Raw genomic sequence first — 24,743 nt, forward strand, 5'->3', positions numbered from 1 at the left:
AATAATATAAGATAGACGCGGTTCGGCGTTAAGACCTGCAGTCATATTGATCGCTCCCCTTATTATTCAATAAACAATGCTGCATTTAAGATTCCAGCGGACTAATTAATCAATCCATGGAATTATAATTTTCGAATAGGTGGTTAAGCTTACATGTTTAAATAACCACTGAAGTCCAGGACCGGAGGAAATCGACCTGAGCCGGCAAAAACCGTTGCTCACCATCAAATCCAACGCCGCGCAAATGATGGACGATCTCATCCGGGATTCAACGTGCTGAGAAATTCGCGCTTACCTTCAAGCTAAAGGTCTTGGTGAAAGCCTGCGCGCCCGTTGGGGAAAAGGCGATCACCCGGCCCTTTTCCCGCCGCGCCCAGTTCCGCGCGATGAAATTATCCAATAGCGCCGCGCCAAGCGCGCCGCCCAGATGGTTGCGCCGCTCGCTCCAGTCGAGGCAATGGCGGCAGACAGGCCGCTTTCGCCTCTCCAGCGCCTCAATATCCACGCCAAGAGCACGAAAGAACGCCCGCCCCTTTTCTGTGAGCATGGGCTTCTCAGCGCCTTCGATCAGGCCCAGCCGATAGGAAGCATCAAGCATCTCGACGCCGCGCTCGCCCGCCAGATGATCGTAGCAGATGCGCGCCGTACGCAGCGCCTCATCCTTCGGACCAGTCCGCATCCGCACCGCGCCGGTGCGCTGGGCAAGGCCCATCAACCCTTCCAGTACTTCCGCCACGTCAGACCCCGACAGGCGGAAATAACGATGCCGTCCCTGCTTTTCCACGGTCGTGAGGTTGGCCTCACCCAGCTTGGAGAGATGCCCGCTCGCAGTCTGCAGCGTGACGCCGGCGAGACCCGCAAGCTCGCTCGCCGTCAGCGCGCGCCCGTCCATGAGCGCGGTCAGCATGTTCGCCCGCGCCGGATCCCCGATAAGCGCCGCGATCTTTGCAATGACAGGACCGTCCTTCATAGTTCGACGCTAGCCGAAGCATGGATGAAATTCAAGCGCTAGAAGCAGGTCTTCAAAACATGGAGTATATGAATGATCACCTGTTTCATCCGCTATCAGATCGACCCGTTCAGGCAAGACGCCTTTGCCGAATATGCGCGCAATTGGGGCGAGGCCATTCCCCGTTGCGGCGCGGATCTGATCGGCTATTACGGCCCGTACGAAGGCTCCGCCACCACCGCCTATGGCATATACAACATCGAAAACCTCGCCGCCTACGAGGCCTATCGCGCAAGGCTGTCCGACGACCCGCTTGGTCGCGCCAATTATGAATTCGCCCGCAAGGAACGGTTCATCCTGAAAGAAGACCGGATTTTCCTGAAGCTCGTTTCCGCGCCGCATGGAGAGCTCATCCGGCCATGATCGTGGTCATTTTCGAAGTCTGGCCTGCGGATGAAGCGCGGCGAAAGCAATATCTGGATATTGCCGGGAGCTTGCGTAAAGATCTGCTGGCAATCGACGGCTCCATCTCGATCGAGCGCTTCGAAAGCCTGAACGAGCCGGGCAAACTCCTGTCGCTTTCCTTCTGGCGCGATGAAGGGGCAGTCAAGGCATGGCGCAACCTGCCCGCACATCGCGTCGCGCAAGCGGAAGGCCGCAACGGCGTCTTCGAGGATTATCGCCTGCGTGTGGCGCACATCCTGCGCGATTACGGGCTCATTGAGCGTGACGAAGCGCCAGCGGATAGCCGGGCCATCCATACCGTCGAATAAAATAAAACAGGCCGGTAATTCCGGCCTGTTCGTAAAAGTCTCAGCCGGCTAGCACGGCCTTCACCGCATCGACGGCGGCGGCGGCTTTCGCGCCGTCCGGCCCCCCCGCCTGCGCCATGTCCGGCCGTCCGCCGCCGCCCGCCCCGCCGAGAGCGGCGGAAGCCGCGCGCACCAGGTCGACGGCGCTGAAGCGGCCAATCATGTCATCGGTCACACCGGCAACGGCACTCGCCTTGCCGTCTTCGCCGACGCCAATGAAAAGCACCACGCCCGAGCCGATCTGCTTCTTGCCCTCGTCGGCCAAGGGTTTCAGATCACGCGGCGAGACGCCGGTGACAACCTTGCCGAGGAAGCTGATGCCGTTGACGGTTTCAGCGGCATTCTCGCCAGCCGACGTTGCGCCGCCAAGCGCCAGCTTCTTGCGCGCTTCCGTCAGCTCGCGCTCCAGCTTGCGGCGCTCGTCGATGAGCGCATTGACGCGATCGAGCGTCTCCGCAGGCGTTGTCTTGAGCGCGGATGCCAGGGCTTTGACCCGCTCGTCCTGCTCTTCCAGATAACGCCGCGCCGCCTCGCCGGTCAGCGCCTCGATGCGGCGAACGCCGGCGGCGACGGCACCTTCCGAGACGATCCGGACCAGCCCGATATCGCCGGTGCGGCGCACATGGGTGCCGCCGCAAAGCTCGGTGGAATAGGTCTTGCCCGCCTTATCCCCATGCGTCGCCGTGCCCATCGATACGACCCGCACCTCATCGCCATATTTTTCGCCGAAAAGCGCCATCGCGCCCTCGGCAATGGCATCGTCTACGGCCATCAACCGCGTCGTCACGGGCGAGTTCTGCAGCACGATCTCGTTGGCGATATTTTCGATCGCTTTCAATTCCTCAGCCGAAATCGGCTTCGGATGCGAAAAGTCGAAGCGCAGGCGATCCGGCGCAACGAGCGAGCCCTTCTGCGCCACATGCGTGCCAAGCGTCTCGCGCAACGCCTCGTGCAGGAGGTGAGTCGCCGAATGGTTGGAGCGGATGCGTGTGCGACGCGATGCATCGACGGCAAGCTCTACCGCCGCCCCGGTCGCAGCTGTGCCCTTCGTCACGCGGCCAAGATGGACGAAAACGCCGTCGCCCTTTTTCTGTGTATCGGTGATCTCTATCGTGAAACCTTCACCGGAAATCGTTCCCGCATCGCCCTGCTGGCCGCCGGATTCGGCGTAGAACGGCGTCTGGTTGACGACGACGGCAACCGCCACGCCCTCCCCGGCGCTATCGACAACGGCGCCATCGCGCACCAGCGCAGCGATGATTCCCTCCGCCTTCTCGGTCTCATAACCGAGGAATTCCGTCGCGCCGGCCTTGTCACGCACGGAAAACCACACGGTTTCCGTCGCGGCATCCCCTGAGCCGGACCAACTGGCGCGCGCCTCCGCCTTCTGGCGCTCCATGGCCGCGTTGAAGCCCTCCGTATCGACGCCAATGCCGCGCTGGCGCAGCGCGTCCTGCGTCAGATCGAGCGGGAAGCCAAAGGTATCATACAGCTTGAACGCTGTTTCGCCGTCGAGACGGCCACCCTCGCTCAAATTCTCCGTCGCCTCGCCCAAAAGCCCGAGCCCGCGCTCCAGCGTCTTTCGGAAGCGGGTTTCCTCCAGCTTCAGCGTCTCGGAGATCAGCGCTTCGGCGCGGATCAACTCCGGATAGGCCTGGCCCATCTCACGGATGAGCGCCGGCAGAAGCCGCCACATGAGCGGCTCGCGCGCACCCAGAAGCTCGGCATGGCGCATGGCGCGGCGCATGATGCGGCGCAGCACATAGCCGCGCCCCTCATTCGAAGGCAGCACGCCATCGGCGATGAGGAAGCTCGATGCGCGCAGATGATCGGCGATCACGCGGTGGCTGGCGCGGGCTTTGCCCTCCGCCTTGACGCCCGTCGCCTCTTCGGAAGCGCGGATCAGGGCCTTGAAAAGATCGATGTCGTAATTGTCATGCACGCCCTGCAGCACGGCGGCGACGCGCTCCAGCCCCATGCCCGTGTCGATCGACGGACGCGGCAGCGCGACGCGCTCCTCCTTCGTCAGCTGCTCGAACTGCATGAAGACGAGGTTCCATATCTCGATAAACCGGTCGCCATCCTCGTCCGCGCTGCCGGGAGGGCCGCCCCAGATATGGTCGCCATGATCATAGAAAATTTCCGAGCATGGACCGCACGGACCGGTATCCCCCATCGCCCAGAAATTATCGCTGGTCGCGATGCGGATGATGCGATCGTCGGACAAACCCGCAATCTTCTTCCAGAAATTCGCGGCATCCTCATCCGTATGATAGACGGTGACGAGGAGCTTGTCCTTCGACAGGCCGAATTCCCTGGTGATCAGGTTCCAGGCAAGGCCGATCGCTTCTTCCTTGAAATAGTCACCGAATGAGAAATTGCCGAGCATCTCGAAGAAGGTGTGGTGGCGCGCGGTATAGCCGACATTATCGAGGTCGTTGTGCTTGCCGCCGGCGCGTACGCATTTCTGCGAGGTCGTCGCCCGGCTGTAGGGGCGCTGCTCAAGCCCGGTGAAGACATTCTTGAACTGCACCATGCCGGCATTGGTGAACATCAATGTCGGATCGTTACGCGGCACGAGCGGGCTCGACGGCACGATCTCATGCCCGTTCTTCTTGAAATATTCGAGAAATGTCGACCTGATCTCGTTGACGCCACTCATGTTCCAACCTTTGGGGCTTTCACCGCGCCAAGGGCTTGCCCCCGGCCAGCTTCGCCTTCTTGAAATGCTCCTTCGGGCAAAGGCCCGGACCCGCCCGCTTTTAGCGATGCCACGGAACCCTGTCCAGACAATCCGGCAATCGAAAGGACCAGCGGCAAAGGCTGCCGAAACATCCGGTATGAAAAGGAAAACCCGCCCCCTCTACTGAAAGGAGACGGGCCGCCAGTAGTCGAGGGAAATACGCCCCGTCTTACATTTCAGCTACGTCGCTGCCATTCTCATCTCCGCCCGGACCGACATCCAGCAACTGTTCAGCGATGAGGCCTGCATTCTGGCGCAGGGTCAGCTCGATCTCGCGCGCCACTTCCGGATTGTCCCTGAGGAACAGCTTGGCGTTTTCACGCCCCTGCCCCAGACGCTGCGAATTATAGGAGAACCACGCGCCCGATTTCTCGACTACGCCGGCCTTGACGCCGAGATCGACCAACTCGCCCGTCTTCGAGACGCCGGCGCCGTACATGATGTCGAATTCCACCTGCTTGAAGGGCGGCGCAAGCTTGTTCTTCACCACCTTCACGCGGGTCTGATTCCCCACCACCTCGTCGCGCTCCTTGACGGCGCCGATGCGGCGGATGTCGAGGCGGACGGAGGCATAGAATTTCAGCGCATTGCCGCCCGTCGTCGTCTCGGGCGAGCCGAACATGACGCCGATCTTCATGCGGATCTGGTTGATGAAGATGACCATGCAGTTGGAGCGCGAAATGGAGGCCGTCAGCTTGCGCAGCGCCTGGCTCATCAAGCGCGCCTGCAGACCCGGCAGCGAATCGCCCATCTCGCCCTCGATTTCGGCCCGCGGCGTCAATGCCGCGACAGAATCGATCACCAGCACGTCGATGGCGCCGGAACGCACAAGCGTGTCGGTGATTTCCAGTGCCTGCTCGCCCGTATCTGGCTGCGAAATCAGCAGATTCTCCAGATCCACGCCAAGCTTGCGCGCATAAACGGGATCGAGCGCATGTTCCGCATCGACGAAGGCGCAGATGCCGCCCTTCTTCTGCGCCTCCGCAATGGTGTGCAGCGCCAGGGTCGTCTTGCCGGAGCTTTCCGGTCCATAGATTTCCACGATGCGCCCCTTGGGCAGGCCGCCGACGCCAAGCGCGATATCGAGAGAAAGCGACCCGGTCGAAACCGTTTCGATCTCGACCACCTGATCGTTCTGCCCGAGCCGCATGATCGATCCCTTGCCGAATGCCCGCTCGATCTGAGACAGCGCCGCGTCCAGAGCCTTAGTCTTGTCCACTGATTTTTCCTCAACAAGCTTCAATGAATTTTGCGCCATGTTACACTACCCCTCTATGCTGCATGAAGCCCGGACAGCCCGTTCTTGGTAAACTATTTGTATTTGTTTTGTTCCGCTTTGGCAAGCCATGCAACCCATTGATAAATCGAAATATTGTAAAAATGTTCCATATACGTTCCAGCTTAAATGCGGCGTCTTTTTCTTAAAGGCCCCGGCTGAATGCACACTTTACATTCCCTTTTGGGAATTTCGCGATTCGGACCGCACATAAAAAACGCGGCCCCCGAAGGACCGCGCTTTGGCATTTGAAGACAGGCAAAAAGGCTTAGTAGCCGCCCTGCCCGTTGGTGAGCGGCGAGATCTGTATCTCGACGCGGCGGTTCTGCGCGCGCCCCGCTTCCGAGGCGTTGGACGCGACAGGTTGCGTATCGCCATAACCGGTGACGGCGAAGCGGCGCTGGTCGATGCCCTGCGCGCCCAGATAATTGGCCACCGACTGCGCGCGGCGCTGCGAGAGCTGCTGATTGTAGCTCGCGCTGCCGGTCGAATCGGTGTGGCCGGATATATCGACCAGCGACTGGTTGAACTTGCGCAGCACGATCGCCACCGAATTGAGCGTCGGATAGAACTGGCTCCTCAGCGTATCCTGGTCGGTGCCGAAGGTGATGTTCGATGGCATGTTGAGAATGATGTTGTCGCCATTGCGCGTGACCGAGACGCCGGTTCCCTGCAACTGCGCCCGCAGTTCTGATTCCTGCCGGTCCATATAGTTGCCGATAGCCCCGCCGCCCAGCGCGCCTAGACCCGCGCCGATCAGCACGGCATTGCGCTGCGCGCGGCTCGAACCGCCCACTGCAAGGCCGCCCAGCGCGCCGACGGCAGCGCCCAGCGCCGCGCCGCCCGCGGTGTTCGAAATCTTCTGCTCGCCCGTATAAGGATCGGTGGTGCAGCCCGCGAGAAAGGTCGCCGCAACGAGGCCGGCAATGATAAGTTTCTTGGTCATGAGATGGTCCCCGGATTTGGTATGCGTCGCGTATCATAATAGCGATTGCGGCAACACGGTGGAACTTGGTTAACGACGTCGCTCTCATACTCAAGTAAAAGCGGTACGGTCAAATCGTGGAGAAAAAGCAGATGCCGGCGAAAATCGAAAAGCCAGTGGCGGTGATAACGGGCGGTGGCCGCGGGATGGGCGCCGCGATTGCCAGGAAGCTGCATGATCGGGGCGACTCGCGCTTATGTCGCCTTCCGGCAGCGCCATCGAGTTGGCGGACGAACTGGATGGAGTCGGCGTCAAGGGATCGGCCCAGAACCTGACCGACCTTGAAGCGCTGGTGGACGCGGCGGTGAGCAGCTTTGGCCACATCGATGCCGTGGTCAATCATACCGGCCATCCGCCGAAGGGCGACCTTCTCGACATCACCGATGAAGGCTGGGCGCTCGGCAATGAGAGATGGTGCTGAATGTCGCACGCATGGCGCGCCTGGTGACCCACTTATGTTGAAGCAGGGCAAAGGCGCGTGGGTCAACATCACCACCTTCGCGGCCTTCGAGCCGACGCTGAAGTTCCCGGTATCCTGCGCCTATCGCGCCGCGGTCGGCGCTTATACCAAGCTCCACGCCGATCGCTACGGCGCCGACAACATCCGCATGAATGCCCTTTTGCCGGGCTATATAGACAGCCTCGGCCACAAACCGGAAACGGCAGAGGACGTGCCGATGAAGCGCATCGGCACAGTGGAGGAAATCGCCGCAACTGCGGCTTTTCTGCTTTCAGACGACGCGGGCTACATAACCGGACAGAACATTCGCGTCGATGGCGGTATCACGCGGCATGTGTGAATGATCACCGACACGTCATAACCCTCAACCATCTACTCTGGACAATCGAGAGTTATGACGCGGTCGCGCCGTGAGCAAAGCCAACTATATATATTTATTTCAACCTTATATTGAGGTTCCCATCCTTATATATAACAGCTGAGTCCCGATTAATTCTGGACCAAAGATAATTAGGGTCGTCATTTCCATCAATGGATAATAGCCGTTTATCGATAAAGGCGGTCAAAGAAAATGAACTTCCTATTCCAAAGAACGTAAATCCACCTTTGTTATTTCCGTTATGCGTAACAATACTAAACAAATCCTTTTGATAAGTGTCATCAATAAAATTGAAATCAAATAGATAAAAAATTGGACTATCATCGTCGGAAGTCGCAATAGACGAAAACTTTGCGGTACCACCATCCAAAAATGACATAGAGTCCATATACGCCCATGAATTATCGCTCAATGATAGATCAAAATTCATTATATCTATGCTTTTTTCGCCTGCATTTGGCGTTATATGGCAGTAACTTTTTCCAGTAACGGAAATTTTTGCATTATCTATTTTTAGATATGAAAAATCACCAAACTGTGTTCCCAGCATTTGAAGCCCGCTTCTATTGCTAATATTAATTTCTACATTTCCAAAAACCACTCTATTAACGGAAATTCCCAAACCTTCCCGCTCATGTAACGGATCAGAATTATCTCCGGATCCGTTTGCGTGAGCCACCTCCATTATCACTTTTACCGCTAGGTCACCGAATGCTTCGCCAATAGCCAAGGATCCTGGCGAAGCAACCCTAAGCGACCCTGTATCTGGAAGTATCTTGAACACGGTTTCGTCGATGGGAGGGTTCGGGGTCGGACTGCCCCAAACCGTCATCCCACTGTCGGAGACGTCTATAAATAACTCCCCGGTCGTATTGAGCCCAAACCCTTCATTTTTATTAAAAGACTCGGCTGGCCCCGTAAGAGGAGTATTCATATTGCCGTCAGCGGGTGTAAATGTTTGATTTGAATTCGGATCCCAAACAAACTTTGCCTTATTCATTTTAATCTCCTAAATTAATATATATGTTTACACACCGTATTGGTGCGATAACGCTCAATAAGTGTGCGGATCACATGCAGAATTAGAGATATTGCCAAGTAGGCACAACAACGCTGTAATCCAGAAAATACGAATACTCCCTCGCTGAAAAATTAAATAAGCTATAAAATAATGATACCGCGCATTTTTAAATATACCATCCAATCTCTTTTATAGCAAAAAAAGACACTCAACTCCGCCGGCGGCAATAAGGTGGAAGCGGATGGGAACGGCCGGGAAACGCGCGGCGATGGCATTTTCCGGCATTTGCTCAGAAAACAAATGCCGGAAATGCATCAATCACTATTTTTGAAACCGCAGCCTTACAATCATATCGCCATTTTGGTATATATTTTGATTATCAATTCTCGAATTGACATAGGATCGATCGCTGTTACCATCAATGGCTACCAATTCCAGCTGAAGCATGTAGTTAAACTGGATGGCATTGCCAATCCCGGCAAGTACAAAATTTCCTCTGTTATTTTTCCCGTCATAGGTGGTGAAATTAAACATGCCCTTTGGATAATTTTGAGATTCCTCTCCCAGGAAATCGATCCCGGAAAGCCTGACGGTTGGGGTGTCCGGCTCGCCGATGGTTTGAAGATTGAATTGCACACTAGCGCCTGGCTGCACGGACACGCCATCCAGCTGCGCCGAGGAAGTATCGGTCACCATAAGGTAAAAATTTTTCGCTATATCTATTTTCTGTTCACCGAAACTTGGCGTTATATGGCACCCCCCATTATCCTCAACAGTAATTACGGCATTGTCTATCTTCAAATATGAGAAATTGGGCCCCAGCATTTCAAGACTGCCGCCGAAAATCTGCATATGCGTATTGGAAAAAAAGACCTCGCGCACAAAAAGCTGTAGATTCTGACTGTCAAGCAGACTTATGTGTGTTGTTACGGTAGTCTCGCCAAGGACTAACTTTCCAGCCGACACCATCGTCAGCGATGACATTGCATTAGAGAGCATAATACCAGTGCTTTTATGGGGGGGATTCTGTTGCTGTATCAGTTGCTTTCCCCATGCGGTTGTTCCGGCATCCGTTACTGTTAACGACAACCCCGCGTCTACGAAACACGAAAAGCCGCCGTTTTTATTGAACGTCGCAGCGGGCCCACTCAGGCTCGTGTCTACCTTAAAGTCTTGAGTGGCATACGGTTTCCAGATGTACTGTTCTTTTTCCACTGTTAAAATCCCTGATTGAAATTTCCAAAAAAATAATAGAGCACTTACATTTAGCAATGTAACGTTGAATATTTAAACGTGCAACACTTATTGCGAGAAATTCAATCCTCCACCACATGGCGGATCGAAGAGGGTTAAAAAATCGTGTCCCACCCACCCGGCAATGGCATTTTCCGGCATTTGCTCAGGAAACAAATGCCGGAACTGAATCAATCACTATTTTTGAAACCGCAAAGTTAAAATCATATTTCCATTTTGGTACATATTGGTGGTATTAAGTCTCGAATTGATAAAGGTTGGATCTGTGTTACCATCAATGGATATCAATTGCAGCTGACGCATGGCGGTATATTGGTAGGCATTGCCAATCCCGGCAAGTACAAAGGTTCCTCTATTATTTTTCCCGTCATAAGTCTGGAAATTAAGCATGCCCTTTGGATAATTTTTAGCTTCCGGCCCCAGGAAATCGATACCGGAAAGCCTGATGGTTGGGTAGTCCGGCTCGCCGTTGGCCAGAAGATTAAATAGCACCTTAGCGCCTGGCTGCACCGACACGCCATCCAGTTGCGCCGAGGAAATATCCTGCACCTGCATGAGAAAATTAGTAACTATATCTATTTTTTTCTCACCGAAACTTGGCGTTATTTGGCAAGTACTATTATCCTGAACATCAATACTGGCATTACCTATATTCAAATATGAGAAATTGTCCCCCAGCATTTCAACATTGCTTTCGGCAATAGCCATTTCCATATTGGAAAAAAAGACCTCGTGCACAAAAAGCTGCAGATTCGGAACGTTCAAGTTCTTAGAACCCAACACGTTTATTCGTGTTTGCACTGTATCCTCGCCAATGACTAACTTTCCAGGCGACACCATCTTCAACGACGCTTGGGGCGTGATCGTGAAATAAGTAGTCTTGGTGGGGGGATTCTGATCCTGTATCAGTTGTTTTCCCCATGTGGTTGTTCCATCATCCGTTACCGTTAACGACAATTTAGCTGATGTTCCTACGGTACAATTAAAGCCGCCGTTTTTATTGAACGTCGCAGCGGGCTGACTCAGGGCCGTGTCTACCGTAAATTCCTGATTGGCATTAGGATTCCAGACGTATTGATCTTTTTCCATTGTTAAAATCCCTGATTGAAATATCCAAAAATATGATGGAGCACTTATATCCGACAATGTAACGTTGAATACTTAAAAACGCAACACTTATTGCGAGAAATTCAGTTCTCCACCACATGGCGGATCGAAGAAGGTTAAAAAATCGTGTCCCACCCGCGCGGCAATAAGGTGGAAGTGTATGGGAACGGCCGAGAAACGCGCGGCAATGGCATTTTCCGGCATTTGTTCAGGAAACAAATGCCGGAAATGCATCAATCACTATTTTTGAAACCGCAATTTTAAAATCATATCTCCATTTTGGTACATATTGGAGGTATCAAGTCTCGAATTGATATAGGATGGATCGGTATTACCATCAATGGCTACCAATTGCAGACTACGCAGGGCGCTAAGTTCGAAGGCATTGCCAATCCCGGCAAGTACAAAGGTTCCTCTGTTATTTTTGCCGTCATAAGTAACGAAATTAAACATGCCCTTTGGATAATTTTGAGATTCCGGCCCCAGGAAATCAATGCCGGAAAGCCTGATAGTCGGTGTGAACGGCTCGCCGTTAGCCTGAAGATCAAATCGCACCTTAGCGCCTGGCTGCACCGACACGCCATCCAGCTGCGCCGAGGAACTATCCTGCACCTGCATGAGAAAATAAGTCACTATATCTATTTTTTTCTCACCGAAACTTGGCGTTATTTGGCAAGTACTATTATTCTGAACATTAATACTGGCATTGCCTATATTCAAATATGAGAAATTGTCCCCCCGCATTTCAACATTGCTTTGGGTAATAGCCATTTCCATATTGGAAAAAAAGACCTCATGCACAAAAAGCTGCAGATTCGGAACGTTCAAGTTCTTAAAGTCCATCACCAATATTCGTGTTTGTACTGAATCCTCGCCAATGACTAACTTTCCAGGCGACACCATCTTCAGCGAAGCTTGAGGCGTGATCGATAAAATAGTTGTCTTGGTGGGGGGATTCTGATGCTGTATCAGTTGTTTTCCCCATGTGGTTGTTCCATCATCCGTTACTGTCAACGACATTTTAGCTGATGGTCCTACGGTACACTGAAAGCCGGCATTTTTATTGAACGTCGCAGCGGGCTGACTCAGGTCCGTGTCTACCGTAAATTCCTGATTGGCATTCGGATTCCAGACGTATTGTGCTTTTTCCATTGTTAAAATCCCTGATTGAAATTTCCAAAAATATGATAGAGCGCTTACATTTGGCAATGTAACGTTGAATATTTAAATACGCAACACGCATTACGAGAAATTCAATTCTCCACCACTTGGCGGGTCGAAGAAGGTTAAAAAATCCTATCCCTCTTCCCTACGCGCCGCTCGATCTCCACGCCAACCCCACCCGGCCCGAGCTCGAGCTTTTCCACCCGCACCACCACCCGCATCACGCGGGGATGCGCCAGGATAAGCGTCGCGATCTCCTCGGCCAATGTTTCCGAGAGTTCCACATGCCCGCGCGCGACGATGCCCCTGATCCCATCCATGATCAAATCATAGGAGACGACGTGGCGCATCTCCCTTGGTGCATTGGTCACACGCCGCACATCCGCCGTCACGTCGAAGCGCACCTTTTGCGGTTTGCCGTGCTCGAAGCTATAGGCTCCGATATGGACCGGCAGCACGAAGTCACGCACGAAAATCTTGTCCGTTCCGAGGTCCGCATCCTCGGGCTCGGAGACTTTACGCTTTGGCGCGCGCTTCTGCTTCTCCGGTATCAGCGCCCTGATCTTGGCCATTCCCGCCGCATCAAGCCCGCTGAAACCGAGAAAATCAGTATTGTAGACCAAGAGGCGCGGAATATCCGGCGCTTCCAGACCGCCCGCCACGCCGGCGATCATTGAATAGCCGTGAGCAGCCTCGATGAACGAGCCTATCCGATCGAGGCTTATATGGTCCAGCAATCGCCCGGCTGATATCGTATCCAGCATGATTCCATGAAACCCGGCGGCGGCGAAAGCCGCGGGCAAATCATCCGGATAGACATGCTCCGCATAGAGCACGCCGATGAGTTTCGTGCTTGCCGCCAGCCCGGCCAGCGCCTTGACGTCAGCAATCAGCCGTTTCGATGGAAGAAAGCCGCTCCTGATATAATCGACGCCTGCCGCCGCGATTTCCTCCGCTTGGTCCAGATCACCGCAAAGCGCGCTCACCGTCCGCGCGCCCGCGATGAGCTTGACCGTATCGCGGATCGTTTTGAGCGCCAGGGCGGTTCCCTCTGCGCTCGTGAGGTCGATGATATCGGCCCCGCCTTTCAGCGCGGTTTCGGCTTCTTGGCGGTCCCGCACACTCGCCAGCATCTTTGTCATGGGTAGCCCCTTGGCCGGAAATTCCTGAACAACGCAAGAGCATGGCGCCGGGTGATAATCAAGCAGCGGATTCTACGACTTTCCCGATCCGCCGGTATTGGAAATCGGGAGCATTCCCCGGCATCCTCGCGGCTTCGTCGATCAGCGCACCCATGCGCGCGTGGAGCGGCGATTTGATACAGGCCGGGTCCGTTGCAGCCGCGTCGCCCGCAATCGCCATCGCCTGACAGCGGCAACCGCCCCAGTCGATCTCCTGCCGCTCGCAACTCCGGCACGGCTCCGCCATCCAGTCCGTTCCCCGGAAGGCGTTGAATGCGGGAGAATCCCGCCAGATGCGGCCAAGGCTCCAATCGCCGAACCGTTCAAAATTGAGCGATTTGATGGTGCTCGCGGCATGGCAGGGCAACACCGTTCCATCCGGCGCCACCATGAAGGCATCGCGCGCCCAGCCGCCCATGCAGGGCTTGGGATAGATCGCGAAATAATCGGGCGTGACGAAATCGATGGTCATGATGCCGCGCAGCCGCTCCTGCGCCTCCTCGACGATCTGCACCTCACGTTCGACAGCGTCCCGGTCCGGCATCAGCGCATCACGGTTGAGGAGCGCCCAGCCCGCATATTGCACATTGGCGATTTCCAGCCGCTCCGCGCCAAGCGCAAGCGCCATTTCGATGAAGTCAGGCACTTCGTGCATGTTGTGGCGGTGGATCGGCGCGTTGATCGTCAAGGGTAAGCCGACTTCGCGGACGCGCCTTGCCGTCTCGATCTTCTTTTCATGAGCGCCCCGATGATTGCCGATTTTCTCCGTCGTCTCGGGCTTCGCGCCCTGGAAACTGAGCTGCACATGGTCCAGCCCAGCCGCGGCGAATGCTTCGATCCGCCCTTCGGCGATGCCTACCCCGGCAGTGATGAGATTGGTGTAGACGCCGCGCCCCGCCAGACAGGCGATAAGCTCGGCCAGATCGCTGCGCAGCGTCGGCTCCCCGCCCGAGAGATGCACCTGCAGGATGCCCAGATCGGCCGCCTCCTCGAACAGCGCGATCCAGCCTTGCGTGTCCATTTCCCGATTGGCTTTCAGAAGCTCCACCGGATTGGAGCAATAGGCGCATTGCAGCGGACAGCGATGCGTCAGCTCCGCCAGCATGGCGATCGGTGGGAGAATGGCTTCGGTCATAACGTCACCAGCATGTTGTCCGACCATTCCTGCAGGAACGCCGTCACGTCGTCGGCTATGTCAGCTTCATCAGCGCCATATTGATCGGCAAGCGATGCGATCATTTCTTCGACATTGCGCGTACCGTCGCAGAGGCGCAGAATATCGAGGCTGACTTCATTGGGCCAGAATATCCGCTCGGGCGACAGCAGCGCCCACGCATCGCGCACCGGATCATATTGCAACCGCGCATGGTGCTTGAGCTTCGGCCTCGACTGCATCGATATGATAGCACGGGTGCGCGCGGTTTCCATCACCCCTCCCCCGGGTTAAAAGCGCCCGGCGGCACATGGCCCTTGCCGCCATAGGCATAATCGAGCGCATCGAGCATGGCCCAGAGAACATCGCATTTGAAAACCAGCGCGTCGATCACCGCCTGCTGCTTTTCCGGCGTGGTCGCATGTTGCATGACATAGGCGAGCGCGAAATCGGCGTCGCGCGAGGCCTGCGTTGGACGCGGCTTGAAATAGGCGAGGATGTCTTCCGAGACATAATCATATTTCGCCAGCATGGCCGGCACCCGCTCGCCGATGATGACGGGCGAGAACAGCTCGGTCAGGGATGATGCCACCGCCTCGAGCAGGCTACGGTTGGTGCAGAAGGAGAGATAGGCGCCGACGGCGAACCGCGTTGCGGGAAGCGCCAGCTGTTCGCTTTTCACCATTTCGGCGTCGAGGCCGAGACCCGTCGCCAGCTTCAGCCAGCGGGCGATGCCGCCGTTCCAGCCGTCGTCGCCGTCATGATCCTCTATCCGCTTGCGCCACTGCGCACGAAACGCCGGGTCTTCGGCCTGGCTCAGGATCATCGCATCCTTGCGTGGAATGACCGACTGGTAGCAATAGCGATTGAGCGCCCAGGCCTGCATCTGCGTTTTGGTCAGCGCGCCGCTCACCATCCGATGGTGGAACGGATGAAGATTGTGATAACGCGCCGCGCCGACATCCCGCAGTACCTCTTCCAGTTGCCAAGGCGTCAGCCCATCCCTTGCGGCGCTGGAAAACTCTTTCAAAGCCGGATCTCCATTCCGTCATAACCCACTTCCCATCCCGCCGCGCTGACTGCGGCATGTTCAGCGGAATTTTCGTCCAGGATGGGATTGGTATTGTTTATATGCACATAAATGCGCCGCCCGATGGGCGCGTCCGCAAGAAGCTGCATCGAGCCCCCTTCGCCTGCGATATGCAGATGCCCCATGCGGGCTCCCGTCTTGGCGCCGACGCCGGCCCGGATCATCTCGTCGTCATGATAGACCGTTCCGTCGAACAACAGGCAGGCGGCATTCGCAATCCGCTGCTTCAAAGGCTCATCGATACGGGCGCAGCCGGGAATGTAGAGTGCCGTCCCGGCGGCGCTCTCCGTCCCGATCCTCACCCCGATCGTGTCGCCTTCCTCGGTGCCGAAACCATCCCTCGCCGCATCTTCCAGAAACAGCGCCACCTTCCCCGGAACGGCGAAGGTCTCTACCCTGATCCCGGTGGGGCTCCCCCCCGCATCCAGGATATCGGTCCCCTCACCCAAGGGGAGCCTGCGGCGCGCTACAATCGAACGGTCGAGCACGTTGAAGATGGAATTGGCGTCGAGCACCTCAAGCACCCGGTCCGTCGCGTAGATCGCGAACGGCTCCCGTTCGCGCAAACTCAAGAGACCGGCGATGTGATCGACATCGGCATTGGTGAGCACCACCGCCCGGATCGGCGTACCGCGCAGCGGGCCGTCCGTTCGCGGCTGCAGTTCCGGCGTGCCGGCGATCTGCTGGCGGATATCGGGGGATGCGTTGAACAGCACCCAATCTGTTCCATTGGCGCTTGCGGCGAGGCTGGATTGCGTTCGCGACTGAAAGCCTGGCTGCCCTTCCCTCACCACCCGGCTGAAACGGTAATTGCAATTCCACTGGGGAAATCCGCCGCCCGCCGCTGAGCCGATGATCTTCAGATGCATTCCCGCCCCCATTGCCTTCCAAGGCAATTGCGCCGCCCCACGCAATATTCGCGCGGGGCGGAACGATGCTTATTTCTTTGCTTTCAGCTCGGCGGAAAGATAACGGGACATTTCCATTCCGGCTGCGACCTGGCACATGGTCGGCTTTGTCCATGTCTTCTTCATCAGCACTCTCCTTTTCTTTGAAGATCGTGTATCTGATCTTCGGATTATCATGCGCTTGGGAAACGCACGATTCATAATATCCCAAAAATATATCACATTCTTCCTAACGTCACCCGGCCGGCATTCAAAATAGGTTTGTAACTCCTTAGCGAGCTTGCGCCCGGCTCTTTCATGTAATATATGAAGTTACATGAAACGTGATAGCCGCCTCTCCTCCGTCCTCCATGCGCTCCTGCACATGGCCGCCCATGATCGCCCGATGACATCGGAAGCGCTTGCCCATTGCATGAACACCAATCCCGTGGTCGTCCGGCGCACCATGGCGGGGTTGCGCGATGCCGGGCTGGTCCGCTCCGAAAAGGGGCACAATGGCGGCTGGACGCTTGGCCGCGATCTCAAGAGCGTGACGTTGCGCGACATCCATCAGGCGCTGGGCGAGCCGGCGGTCTTCGCCATAGGAAACCGCAACGAGAACCCGCAATGCCTTGTCGAACAGGCGGTCAACGCCGCGCTGGACGATACGTTCCACGATATCGAAGCCCTGCTGATGGAACGGTTCGGCCGCCTGACGCTGGCGGAACTGGCCGAGGATTTCACCCGGCGCCTCGCCGCATATAAGCAGAACAAAGCATGATCCCAAAAAGTTGCAGACTTTTTGGATAAGATCATGCGCCTGATAAAAGGAACCAAACAAGATGCAGTATGACGTGATCATCATCGGCGGCAGCTATGCGGGCATGGCGGCGGCGCTGCCACTGGCGCGGGCGCGCCGCAAGATCATGGTGATCGATGCCGGTCAGCGCCGCAACCGTTTTGCAGAAAGCTCATATGGCTTCCTTGGCCGTGACGGCCATGCGCCGGGCGCGATTGCGGAGGAGGCGAAACAGCAGCTTCTCGCCTACCCTACCGTGACGTGGAACGAAGGCCGGGTTTTCAACGCCATCAAGACCGACAGCGGTTTCCGCATCGAAACGCCAGGACAATTTTACGATACAAAGCGGCTGGTCCTGTCCCTTGGGGTCGAGGATATACTGCCCGATCTCCCCGGACTGAAGGAACGTTGGGGGAAAGCCGTCTACCATTGCCCCTATTGCCATGGCTATGAACTCAACCAAGGCCATATCGGCGTTCTTGCCGTCGGTCCCAACTCGATACATCAGGCGCTCATGCTGCCCGATTGGGGCAAGACGACCTTCTTCCTCAATGATGCCTTCGCCCCCGACGAAGAACAGTCTGCGCAGCTCAACGCGCGCGGCGTGACTGTAGAAACCGCGCCCGTCACTGAAATCACCGGACATGCCGACATCCGCCTCGCCGATGGCCGCATCATCCCCCTCGCCGGCCTCTTCACCGCGCCCGCCACACGTCCGGCAAGTCCGCTCGCCGAACAATTGGGCTGCGCGATAGAGGATGGTCCGCTTGGCCCTTACATCGGCGTGGACGGCATGAAGGAGACAACAGTTCCCGGCGTTTTCGCCTGCGGCGATGCGGCCCGTGGCGCCGGCAACGTTTCGCTCGCCATCGGCGACGGCGCAATGGCCGGAGTGGCCGCCCACCGCTCGCTTATTTTTTGAAATCACTGGCTTGCGCGATGTTTTCATGGTAGGTTACATGTAACCTTTGCCATGGAGGCTCGTAATGACACCCTCATCAAAGCCGAAGACCGTTCGAGAGAAGGTGCATGAGCACCGTAAGCGGCTGCGCGCGCAGGGGCTGCGTCCAATCCAGATCTGGGTTCCGGATGTGCGCTCTCCTGCGTTCCGGGCGGAGGCGCAGCGTCAGTCGAAAGCTGTCGCTGCCAGCCCTCATGCTCATGAGGATCAAGCTTTCATCGACTCCGTATCGGTTTGGAATGATGACTCCCTGCCAGAATGGGACGACGAATGAGGCGCGGCGAGATCTGGACGATTTCGGGCGGCAAGGACTATGCGGGTAAACCGCGTCCAGCTGTTATCGTCCAGGATGACAGGTTCGATGCAATCGACTCGATAACGATCTGCGGCTTCACCACCGATCCAGTCGACTCCCCGCTATTTCGTCTTGTCGTTGAACCAAATGCCCGTAACGGCCTGCGCGTGACCTGCCGTCTGATGGTGGACAAGCTTGCCACCATTCCCAGGACGAAAATGGGAACGCGGATTGGACGCCTCGATGACGAAGACATGGTTCGCCTCAACCAAGCCATGATCGTATTTCTCGGCATGGCAGTTTCGCCCCTGGCTGGGAAAACGGCTCCGTAAGTTTGCAGGGCCGCCGCATTCGGGATGTGGCGGCCTGTAATAATCATGCCGTTCGAGCTCGCATCAGACGCAAGCCGATCCAATCCATCACCAGCATCACGATCAGCGACAAGCCGACCAGCGGAAAGAGAATGCCGCCGACGGCGAGGATTGCGATCAGGCCACGGAACACCCGGCGGTCGGATGGCATCGGCGGCACGCCCAGCGAGCCCTTTGGCCGCCGCTTCCACCACATGACGCCGGCGGAGACGGCGAGCAGGATGATGCCGATGCAGGCGGCGAGCAGCACGAGCTGGTTCGCGAAGCCGAATTCCTGCCCCATATGCACATTGATGCCCCACTCCAGCCATTTGCCGAGCGGGCCATAGTCCGCATAGCTCATGTCGATGAGCGGCTTGCCGGTATACTGGTCGAGATGAACCACCCGCTGGCGCGAAAGATCGTCCGGATAGACCGAACCCGTGTAGACGCCTTCAGGCGTGGCCGGGATATTGACGGCGTAGCCCCGGTGAAGGCCGAGGTCGTTGAAGATGGCGACGGCACGGTCCAGTCCGATAGGCGACGTCCCGTGATCGTGGGCGGGAGATTGCGGCACCTGCGCCTGTTCCAGCGACCATGACGTCTTCGCCACATGGTCCAGATGCTCGTCGGACATCGGCACGGCAACGCGGACACCCGCCGGATAGCCGAAATTGTTGCCGTTCGCCCATTCGTTGATCTTCGCGCCCCAGACGCCCGACCAGGGCATGCCAGTGATGGCGAGGAACACGATGAAGAAGCCGACGAAGATGCCCGTGACGGCATGCGTATCGCGCCAGAAGACGCGGCGCTTCGGTGTTCCGCGCACCGTCACCACGCCGCCGGTCTGTCTGCGCGGCCACCAGAGATAAATGCCGGTGGCGACGAGCAATATCGACCAGCCGGCGGCGATCTCGATCAGCATTCGCGCGAGGGAGCCGAAATATTTCAGGCTGTGCAGATAGCGGACGGTCCACATGATCGTCCCGCGATCGGGCAGCGATCCGAGCACCCGGGCAGTGTAAGGATCGACATAGACGGCGAGTTTCTCTCCGCTTGGGACTGCGACGGTGATTTCGGCGGACGAGACGGGCGTCGGCGGATCGGTGAACTTGATCGCCGTTCCGGGATAAGCCGCAAGCGCCGCCGTCACCATCGCCGATGGAGCGGCCACGGTTTCCTGCGCGACGACGCGTTTGAGATCGCTATGGACGATGGCTTCGATCTCATCGCGGAACAGGTAGAGCGCGCCGGTGATGGCGAGCGTGATCATGAAGGGCAGGACGAGCAGTCCCGCATAGAAGTGCCAGCGCCAGACGGCGCGGTAGAGATCGGACGCGGACCGCGTGGCTGCGCCAGCATTGCCCCGCCCGAGGGTCAGATCGGACATGAATTCTCTCCAAACGTAAGGTTAGGTTAAACCTGCAACGTCAGAGAGAAACGGGGGGCGCCCTTGGTTGGCCGATCAGGCCGCGCGGTAAGTGTCGCCCGGCATCGGGAAGGACAGGGCCGATTTTAACGGCATAGGACCTGACGATGACAGGCAGGTCCGGATTGCTGTTCAGTATGGCGGGCGTCGCGCCCGAGGCAAGCTGACAGAGCGAGGCGCACGGGCACTCCGGGGCCTTTTGCGGTAGACCGCCCTGCCCGCCGGGATCGGCTGCTTCCGCGCCGGTCGATGTGCAGATGACATGCAGCGGACCCAGCGCGGATGTCGCCATGGCGCTCTGGGCCATGATTCCGAGCAAGCTCTGCAACACCAGAAGATAGGCCATCAGCAAAGCGATAGCGCCTGCCGATAGCCTGTCTTTCAGGAGTTGCCGCGTGAATCTCATACGAAATGACTGTCACAATGAGGCCCGAATGTCACTGCGACCAAGATGCAATAGTTGCCCCTCACCCTCACCCTCTCCCCGTGAAGAACGGGGAGAGGGGGGCATAGACGTCGCCGTTTCCTCCTTCTCCCCCGTACTTCACGGGAAGAGGGAGGCATGGACGTCGCCGTTTCCTCCTTCTCCCCGTTCTTCACGGGGAGAAGGTGCCGGCAGGCGGATGAGGGGCGTTCCAGCGAGATCAACGCTTCCAGCTAAATATGGAATGCTCGACTACACCGCTGGCTTAGCCTTCTTCTCCGTCCATTGCGGCGGCGCGCCGTATTTGCCTGCCACGGCCCCGAGTATTCCCGGTGCCCGGCCAAATGCGTCGCAGGCGGCGTATTTCGGCTTGCCGCCGAGCCAGGATTTCATCCGCTGTCCGGAAGGAATGGAAATATCCAGCCCCTTCGGCTCTTCGCCTTTGATGACCATCTTGGAAAAATCATCAGCGAATTTTCCTGCCAGACCATAGGCATCCCCTACTTCCGAAACGCGGGGGTTGTCCTGGATCGAATTTGCCCCCCGCGCCCAGACCATCGCCGCGCTCTGCACACCACTGCCATCGACCGCCTCCGCCTCGATGGCCAAGCCGCCGAGCCCGATGGGCAGGCGCGGCACGCTGACGGGCAAGGCAAAGCCGCTGCCTACGCTTACCGCCGTGGCGACTCCGGCCATGGTCTTGTTCGTGGGAACAAGATCGGTAACGACCGAGCGGATCGTCAAATCCGCCGGCTGACCCGCCGGGACCATCTGATATTTGTCGCTGAGCGCGACGCAGAGCGCCCGGTCGAGCGCGTTCGCCACCATCGAGCGGTCGGCTTCCGATGTGACACGGGCCGCGGCGCTGGGGACGAAAGACGTCGGCACGATGCTAACCGTCTTCACCGCCGCCAGCCGTGGCCCATCGGCATAAATCCGCTTCTTGGCTATCTTCCCCTTCGGCGCGCTGAGATTGCTGTAGGACGTGAGCGTGCCGCCCTCTTTCAGCGGCACCGAGGCGCATCCCGCAGCCAGGACGACCGGCAGGATGAAGGCAAGCTTCAATGATGCTGACGGGCGCCCGATATGCCGGCGGGATACTTTGTTCAATGGATTGCAGCGCATTCTCAAGCCTTTGTGACGGATGTTCTGGAGGGACATTGCTAGGCGAGAATTGCCGCAACATTACATTAAGCATGATCCCGAAAAGTTGGCAGACTTTTCGGATAAGATCATGCGTCTAAAAACCAGCGGTCAGAGCCGGATTGCCACCGATGTTCCCGTCACATCGCTCTTGAGCGCAACTTCTCCACCGTGATTGGCAACCACCTGCTTCACGAGGCTCAAGCCAAGGCCGGCGCCGGTGCTTTTGGGCGTGACGCGATAAAACGGCTCGAAAACGAGCTGCTGGTGTTCTTCTGCTATGCCCGGACCTTCGTCGGCCACATCAATCTGCCCATCGTCAGAAACCGAGACCGTGATCGTTCCGCGGTTGCCGCCGTGATCGATGGCATTGCGAACCAGATTGCCGATGGCTCTTGGCAAGGCTGACGGGCTGCCTTTGCGCATCGAACTTTCCACCTCGCTATGAAAGGCGATCTGATAGCCGGCGGCGATCGCCAGCGGCGCAAGCTCCGCAACCACGGTACGAGCGATTTCGACAAGATCGACCGTTTCGTGCGGATCGGCCGCCTGGTCGTTGCGTTCGAAATCGAGGAGCTGTTCCGCTGTTTCTGCAAGGCGCGCCACATCGTCCAGCAGGCGCGTACGCTCCTGGCCGTCGGGCATTCCGTCGATCCGCGTCTGCATGATGGCGATTGGCGTTCTGAGCTCATGCGCCGCATCGATGAGGAAGCGCTGGCGTTTCCTGAACTCGGTTTCGAGCCGTTCGAGCGTTCCGTTGAAAGCAATCACCAGCGGCGCGACCTCCTTGGGAATCCCTTCCACCGGAAGGCGCGCTTCCGGGTGGCGGGGCTCGATCTGGGATGCTTTTTGTACGACATCGTTCACCCTCGCAAGCGCACGCCTCACGACACGAGGAATGGTGAGGAAGATCGTAGGCAGGGCAATCGCGATCAACGGTATGTAGATGGGATAGGCCCGAGCCAAAATGGCAAGAGCGGGCGGCAAGCCCATGTCGGTCACGCCGCCAAACAGAATGCGGACCTCACCCACCGGAGTATCGACATTTTCAATCGACGCAATCTCATCTGTTCGCGTCGATCCCCTGATGTCCGCATCCTGGAACAGATATGCCAGATGCCCAAGTTCCGCATAGGGAGCCGGGACGGTTCCATAGGATACAGACGCCCCGTCTGTCGTCGCGGCAACATACCAAAGCCCGCTGTTCTTCTCTTTGAGCAGCTTTAGCGCAGGCGTATCGCGCAATTGAAGATTTCCCCGGCTGTCGCGTTCCACCGCGTTCGCCATTACGGCGGTTATCTTATCCTCCACCGCGACGTTCGGCGACATCACCGTTGTCGCCCAAATGGAAAGTCCGATAATCACCGAGACAACCACGACGATGATGACCAGACTGAGCTGCCAACTCAGCTTCCACCAAAGCGACGGGTTCGAACTCACCGTCACGCGCATCATTCTTCCCTCAGGAGATAGCCGACGCCCCGAATAGCGTGGATCGTTACGCCCGCGCCCATCTCCAGCAGACGCTTGCGCAGCCGGGAGATATGCGCATCGAGCGCGTTCGACTGGATTTCTTCTTCGTAATTATAGACCGCGCTCTCAAGGGTCGATCGAAGGACGGTTTTGTCCTTCCGCTTGGCGAGGGCCACGAGAACCAGCAGTTCGCGCCGGGGGAAATCGAGCGCAGCCTCATCGATCGTGACGTTCAGATTCAACGGATCGATCACCATGCGACCGGCAACAATGCGCGGTTCCACCAGATTGGACGGTCGCCGCAAGACCGCGCGCACCCGCGCCATCAATTCTTCAACGAGAAAAGGCTTGCCCAGATAATCATCAGCGCCGACATTGAGCCCTTCAACCCGCTCCAGCGGCTCATTCCTTGCCGTCAGCACGATGACCGGCGTATCAACCCCTGCCCGCCGCAGTTGCGGGATGAAAGACAGCCCTTCCCCATCGGGCAGGCGGCGGTCAAGAAGGATGGCATCATAAGGATTCTGCCGCGTCAATTCGAATGCGTCGGCCAGATGCATCGTGTGGTCGGTGACGATCCCATGCTTGCCGAGCGCTGTCGAAAGCGCGGCCGCCAGTTCCTTCTCGTCTTCTATCAGTAAAAATCTCATCGTTCCCCGCCCTTGGGCCGCTATCCTCCTTGTCTGCCCTCAAGATTACGGCAGCATTGCGGGATTGGACGGAGGGCATTCCCGCAAGCGGGTCGAACTGGGAGCCTCCGGATGTTGCCCATGGCGCGATTTTAATCTGCGCGCTTACCTGGCGCTCACCTTCGAAGCGAAGGTTCACCAACCAAATCATTCTTACTTTATCTATATGATTTTATTGAAATTTTTGGCGCACCCGACAGGATTCGAACCTGTGACCTTCGCCTTCGGAGGGCGACACTCTATCCAGCTGAGCTACGGGTGCAGATATCCGAGGCAAATCGGATACGTTGCGGTTTTAGCCGAACCCACCCGCCGCTTCAATGGCCTATTTTATGTTTCCCGAGCATGATCCCGAAAATCATGCGGTTTAATCAGTCCATGATCCGCAAAAGTTTGCGGAATTTAACAACAAGATCGAGCAACTCCATAAGTGAAGGAACAAACCCTGCCGTACAGGCGTTGCGCCCAATCCCGATTAGAAATTTGCAGCCAGGCGAAATCGGCGGAACCGCTTGGGCCTCGCATAATCGGCTAGAGCATAATCCCGAAAAGTTGCAGACTTTTCGGATAAGATCATGCGGCTAAAACAAGGACTTAGAGCGGGATGCCCGATTCAACTTAATTGCATACCGCTCTAAAGCACGATACCGAAAACGTTGGCGCGTTTTTCGGATGAGATCAGGCAGCTTGAAAGAAGTTAGCAGGATCCCCGATTCAAC

General features: G+C 57.1%; 24 protein-coding genes, 1 tRNA gene and 1 pseudogene. 7 read left to right on the forward strand and 19 right to left on the reverse strand.

The window, feature by feature from the left end:
- Positions 1-268 precede the first annotated feature (268 nt).
- Positions 269-970, reverse strand: coding sequence for an ArsR/SmtB family transcription factor (locus C7477_RS01550; RefSeq protein WP_110748157.1), 702 nt, complete (start codon positions 968-970; stop codon positions 269-271).
- Between the two features lie 72 nt (positions 971-1,042).
- Here C7477_RS01550 and C7477_RS01555 point away from each other — a divergent pair, with 72 nt between their 5' ends.
- Both C7477_RS01555 and C7477_RS01560 read left to right on the forward strand, forming a co-directional pair.
- Positions 1,043-1,372, forward strand: coding sequence for an NIPSNAP family protein (locus tag C7477_RS01555; RefSeq protein WP_110748160.1), 330 nt, complete (start codon positions 1,043-1,045; stop codon positions 1,370-1,372).
- Positions 1,369-1,722, forward strand: coding sequence for an antibiotic biosynthesis monooxygenase family protein (locus C7477_RS01560; RefSeq protein ID WP_110748162.1), 354 nt, complete (start codon positions 1,369-1,371; stop codon positions 1,720-1,722). Before C7477_RS01555 ends, C7477_RS01560 begins: the two co-directional genes overlap by 4 nt.
- A gap of 40 nt (positions 1,723-1,762) precedes the next feature.
- Here the strand turns inward: C7477_RS01560 and alaS are convergent, their stop codons facing one another.
- The 3 genes from alaS to C7477_RS01575 all read right to left on the reverse strand — a co-directional run bounded on the left by alaS (position 1,763) and on the right by C7477_RS01575 (position 6,726).
- A complete protein-coding gene (alaS, locus tag C7477_RS01565) occupies positions 1,763-4,423 on the reverse strand; it encodes an alanine--tRNA ligase (RefSeq protein ID WP_110748165.1) in 2,661 nt (886 codons plus the stop codon).
- 250 nt (positions 4,424-4,673) lie between these two features.
- On the reverse strand, positions 4,674-5,762 hold the full coding sequence (gene recA / locus C7477_RS01570; RefSeq protein ID WP_110748168.1) for a recombinase RecA: 1,089 nt from the start codon (positions 5,760-5,762) through the stop codon (positions 4,674-4,676).
- Positions 5,763-6,048: 286 nt separating this feature from the next.
- Positions 6,049-6,726 (reverse strand): YiaD family glycine zipper/OmpA-like lipoprotein, encoded by a 678-nt coding sequence (locus tag C7477_RS01575; RefSeq protein WP_110748171.1) that lies wholly within the window; start codon positions 6,724-6,726, stop codon positions 6,049-6,051.
- Between the two features lie 131 nt (positions 6,727-6,857).
- Between C7477_RS01575 and C7477_RS01580 the strand changes: the two are divergent.
- Positions 6,858-7,565: pseudogene (locus tag C7477_RS01580) on the forward strand (SDR family oxidoreductase).
- A 94-nt stretch (positions 7,566-7,659) separates the two neighbouring features.
- Here C7477_RS01580 and C7477_RS01585 read toward each other — a convergent pair.
- The 9 genes from C7477_RS01585 to pqqB form a co-directional block, all read right to left on the reverse strand.
- Positions 7,660-8,604: a hypothetical protein gene (locus C7477_RS01585; RefSeq protein ID WP_110748173.1), complete on the reverse strand. Its 945-nt coding sequence runs from the start codon at positions 8,602-8,604 to the stop codon at positions 7,660-7,662.
- Positions 8,605-8,946: 342 nt separating this feature from the next.
- The gene (locus tag C7477_RS01590) at positions 8,947-9,840 is read right to left on the reverse strand and encodes a hypothetical protein (protein WP_110748176.1); all 894 of its coding nucleotides are present in this window, start codon (positions 9,838-9,840) and stop codon (positions 8,947-8,949) included.
- A 216-nt stretch (positions 9,841-10,056) separates the two neighbouring features.
- The gene (locus tag C7477_RS01595; protein ID WP_110748179.1) at positions 10,057-10,968 is read right to left on the reverse strand and encodes a hypothetical protein; all 912 of its coding nucleotides are present in this window, start codon (positions 10,966-10,968) and stop codon (positions 10,057-10,059) included.
- Between the two features lie 258 nt (positions 10,969-11,226).
- The gene (locus C7477_RS01600; RefSeq protein ID WP_110748182.1) at positions 11,227-12,138 is read right to left on the reverse strand and encodes a hypothetical protein; all 912 of its coding nucleotides are present in this window, start codon (positions 12,136-12,138) and stop codon (positions 11,227-11,229) included.
- 134 nt (positions 12,139-12,272) lie between these two features.
- Positions 12,273-13,292 (reverse strand): (5-formylfuran-3-yl)methyl phosphate synthase, encoded by a 1,020-nt coding sequence (locus C7477_RS01605; protein ID WP_110748185.1) that lies wholly within the window; start codon positions 13,290-13,292, stop codon positions 12,273-12,275.
- 58 nt (positions 13,293-13,350) lie between these two features.
- A complete protein-coding gene (gene pqqE / locus C7477_RS01610; protein ID WP_110748188.1) occupies positions 13,351-14,466 on the reverse strand; it encodes a pyrroloquinoline quinone biosynthesis protein PqqE in 1,116 nt (371 codons plus the stop codon).
- Complete coding sequence (gene pqqD, locus C7477_RS01615; RefSeq protein ID WP_110748191.1) at positions 14,463-14,759, reverse strand: pyrroloquinoline quinone biosynthesis peptide chaperone PqqD; 297 nt, start codon at positions 14,757-14,759, stop codon at positions 14,463-14,465. The genes pqqE and pqqD overlap by 4 nt, the downstream gene beginning before the upstream one ends.
- Positions 14,759-15,514, reverse strand: a complete 756-nt coding sequence (gene pqqC / locus C7477_RS01620) for a pyrroloquinoline-quinone synthase PqqC (RefSeq protein ID WP_110748195.1) — start codon at positions 15,512-15,514, stop codon at positions 14,759-14,761. Before pqqC ends, pqqD begins: the two co-directional genes overlap by 1 nt.
- Positions 15,511-16,443, reverse strand: a complete 933-nt coding sequence (gene pqqB, locus C7477_RS01625) for a pyrroloquinoline quinone biosynthesis protein PqqB (RefSeq protein WP_110748198.1) — start codon at positions 16,441-16,443, stop codon at positions 15,511-15,513. The genes pqqC and pqqB overlap by 4 nt, the downstream gene beginning before the upstream one ends.
- A gap of 355 nt (positions 16,444-16,798) precedes the next feature.
- Between pqqB and C7477_RS01630 the strand changes: the two genes are divergently transcribed.
- The 4 genes from C7477_RS01630 (at position 16,799) to C7477_RS01645 (ending at position 18,848) form a co-directional block, all read left to right on the forward strand.
- A complete protein-coding gene (locus C7477_RS01630; protein ID WP_110748201.1) occupies positions 16,799-17,242 on the forward strand; it encodes an Rrf2 family transcriptional regulator in 444 nt (147 codons plus the stop codon).
- A gap of 61 nt (positions 17,243-17,303) precedes the next feature.
- On the forward strand, positions 17,304-18,182 hold the full coding sequence (locus tag C7477_RS01635; protein WP_110748204.1) for an NAD(P)/FAD-dependent oxidoreductase: 879 nt from the start codon (positions 17,304-17,306) through the stop codon (positions 18,180-18,182).
- A 64-nt stretch (positions 18,183-18,246) separates the two neighbouring features.
- A complete protein-coding gene (locus tag C7477_RS01640) occupies positions 18,247-18,495 on the forward strand; it encodes an antitoxin MazE family protein (protein WP_110748207.1) in 249 nt (82 codons plus the stop codon).
- Entirely contained in the window at positions 18,492-18,848 is a 357-nt protein-coding gene (locus C7477_RS01645; protein ID WP_110748210.1) for a type II toxin-antitoxin system PemK/MazF family toxin, read from the forward strand. Before C7477_RS01640 ends, C7477_RS01645 begins: the two co-directional genes overlap by 4 nt.
- Before the next feature lie 43 nt (positions 18,849-18,891).
- On the opposite strand, the gene C7477_RS01650 is transcribed toward C7477_RS01645, so the two are convergent.
- The 6 genes from C7477_RS01650 to C7477_RS01675 form a co-directional block, all read right to left on the reverse strand.
- Entirely contained in the window at positions 18,892-20,256 is a 1,365-nt protein-coding gene (locus C7477_RS01650; RefSeq protein WP_110748213.1) for a PepSY-associated TM helix domain-containing protein, read from the reverse strand.
- A 40-nt stretch (positions 20,257-20,296) separates the two neighbouring features.
- Positions 20,297-20,701, reverse strand: a complete 405-nt coding sequence (locus C7477_RS01655) for a DUF2946 family protein (protein ID WP_146226045.1) — start codon at positions 20,699-20,701, stop codon at positions 20,297-20,299.
- Between the two features lie 270 nt (positions 20,702-20,971).
- Positions 20,972-21,844 (reverse strand): DUF3313 domain-containing protein, encoded by an 873-nt coding sequence (locus tag C7477_RS01660; RefSeq protein WP_110748219.1) that lies wholly within the window; start codon positions 21,842-21,844, stop codon positions 20,972-20,974.
- A 129-nt stretch (positions 21,845-21,973) separates the two neighbouring features.
- Complete coding sequence (locus C7477_RS01665; protein ID WP_110748222.1) at positions 21,974-23,317, reverse strand: sensor histidine kinase; 1,344 nt, start codon at positions 23,315-23,317, stop codon at positions 21,974-21,976.
- Positions 23,314-23,985, reverse strand: a complete 672-nt coding sequence (locus C7477_RS01670; RefSeq protein WP_110748225.1) for a response regulator transcription factor — start codon at positions 23,983-23,985, stop codon at positions 23,314-23,316. The genes C7477_RS01665 and C7477_RS01670 overlap by 4 nt, the downstream gene beginning before the upstream one ends.
- A gap of 224 nt (positions 23,986-24,209) precedes the next feature.
- Positions 24,210-24,286, reverse strand: a tRNA-Arg gene (locus tag C7477_RS01675).
- Positions 24,287-24,743: the final 457 nt, after the last annotated feature.

Source organism: Paramesorhizobium leguminum (assembly GCF_003217235.1).
GTDB classification, from domain to species: domain Bacteria; phylum Pseudomonadota; class Alphaproteobacteria; order Rhizobiales; family Rhizobiaceae; genus Paramesorhizobium; species Paramesorhizobium leguminum.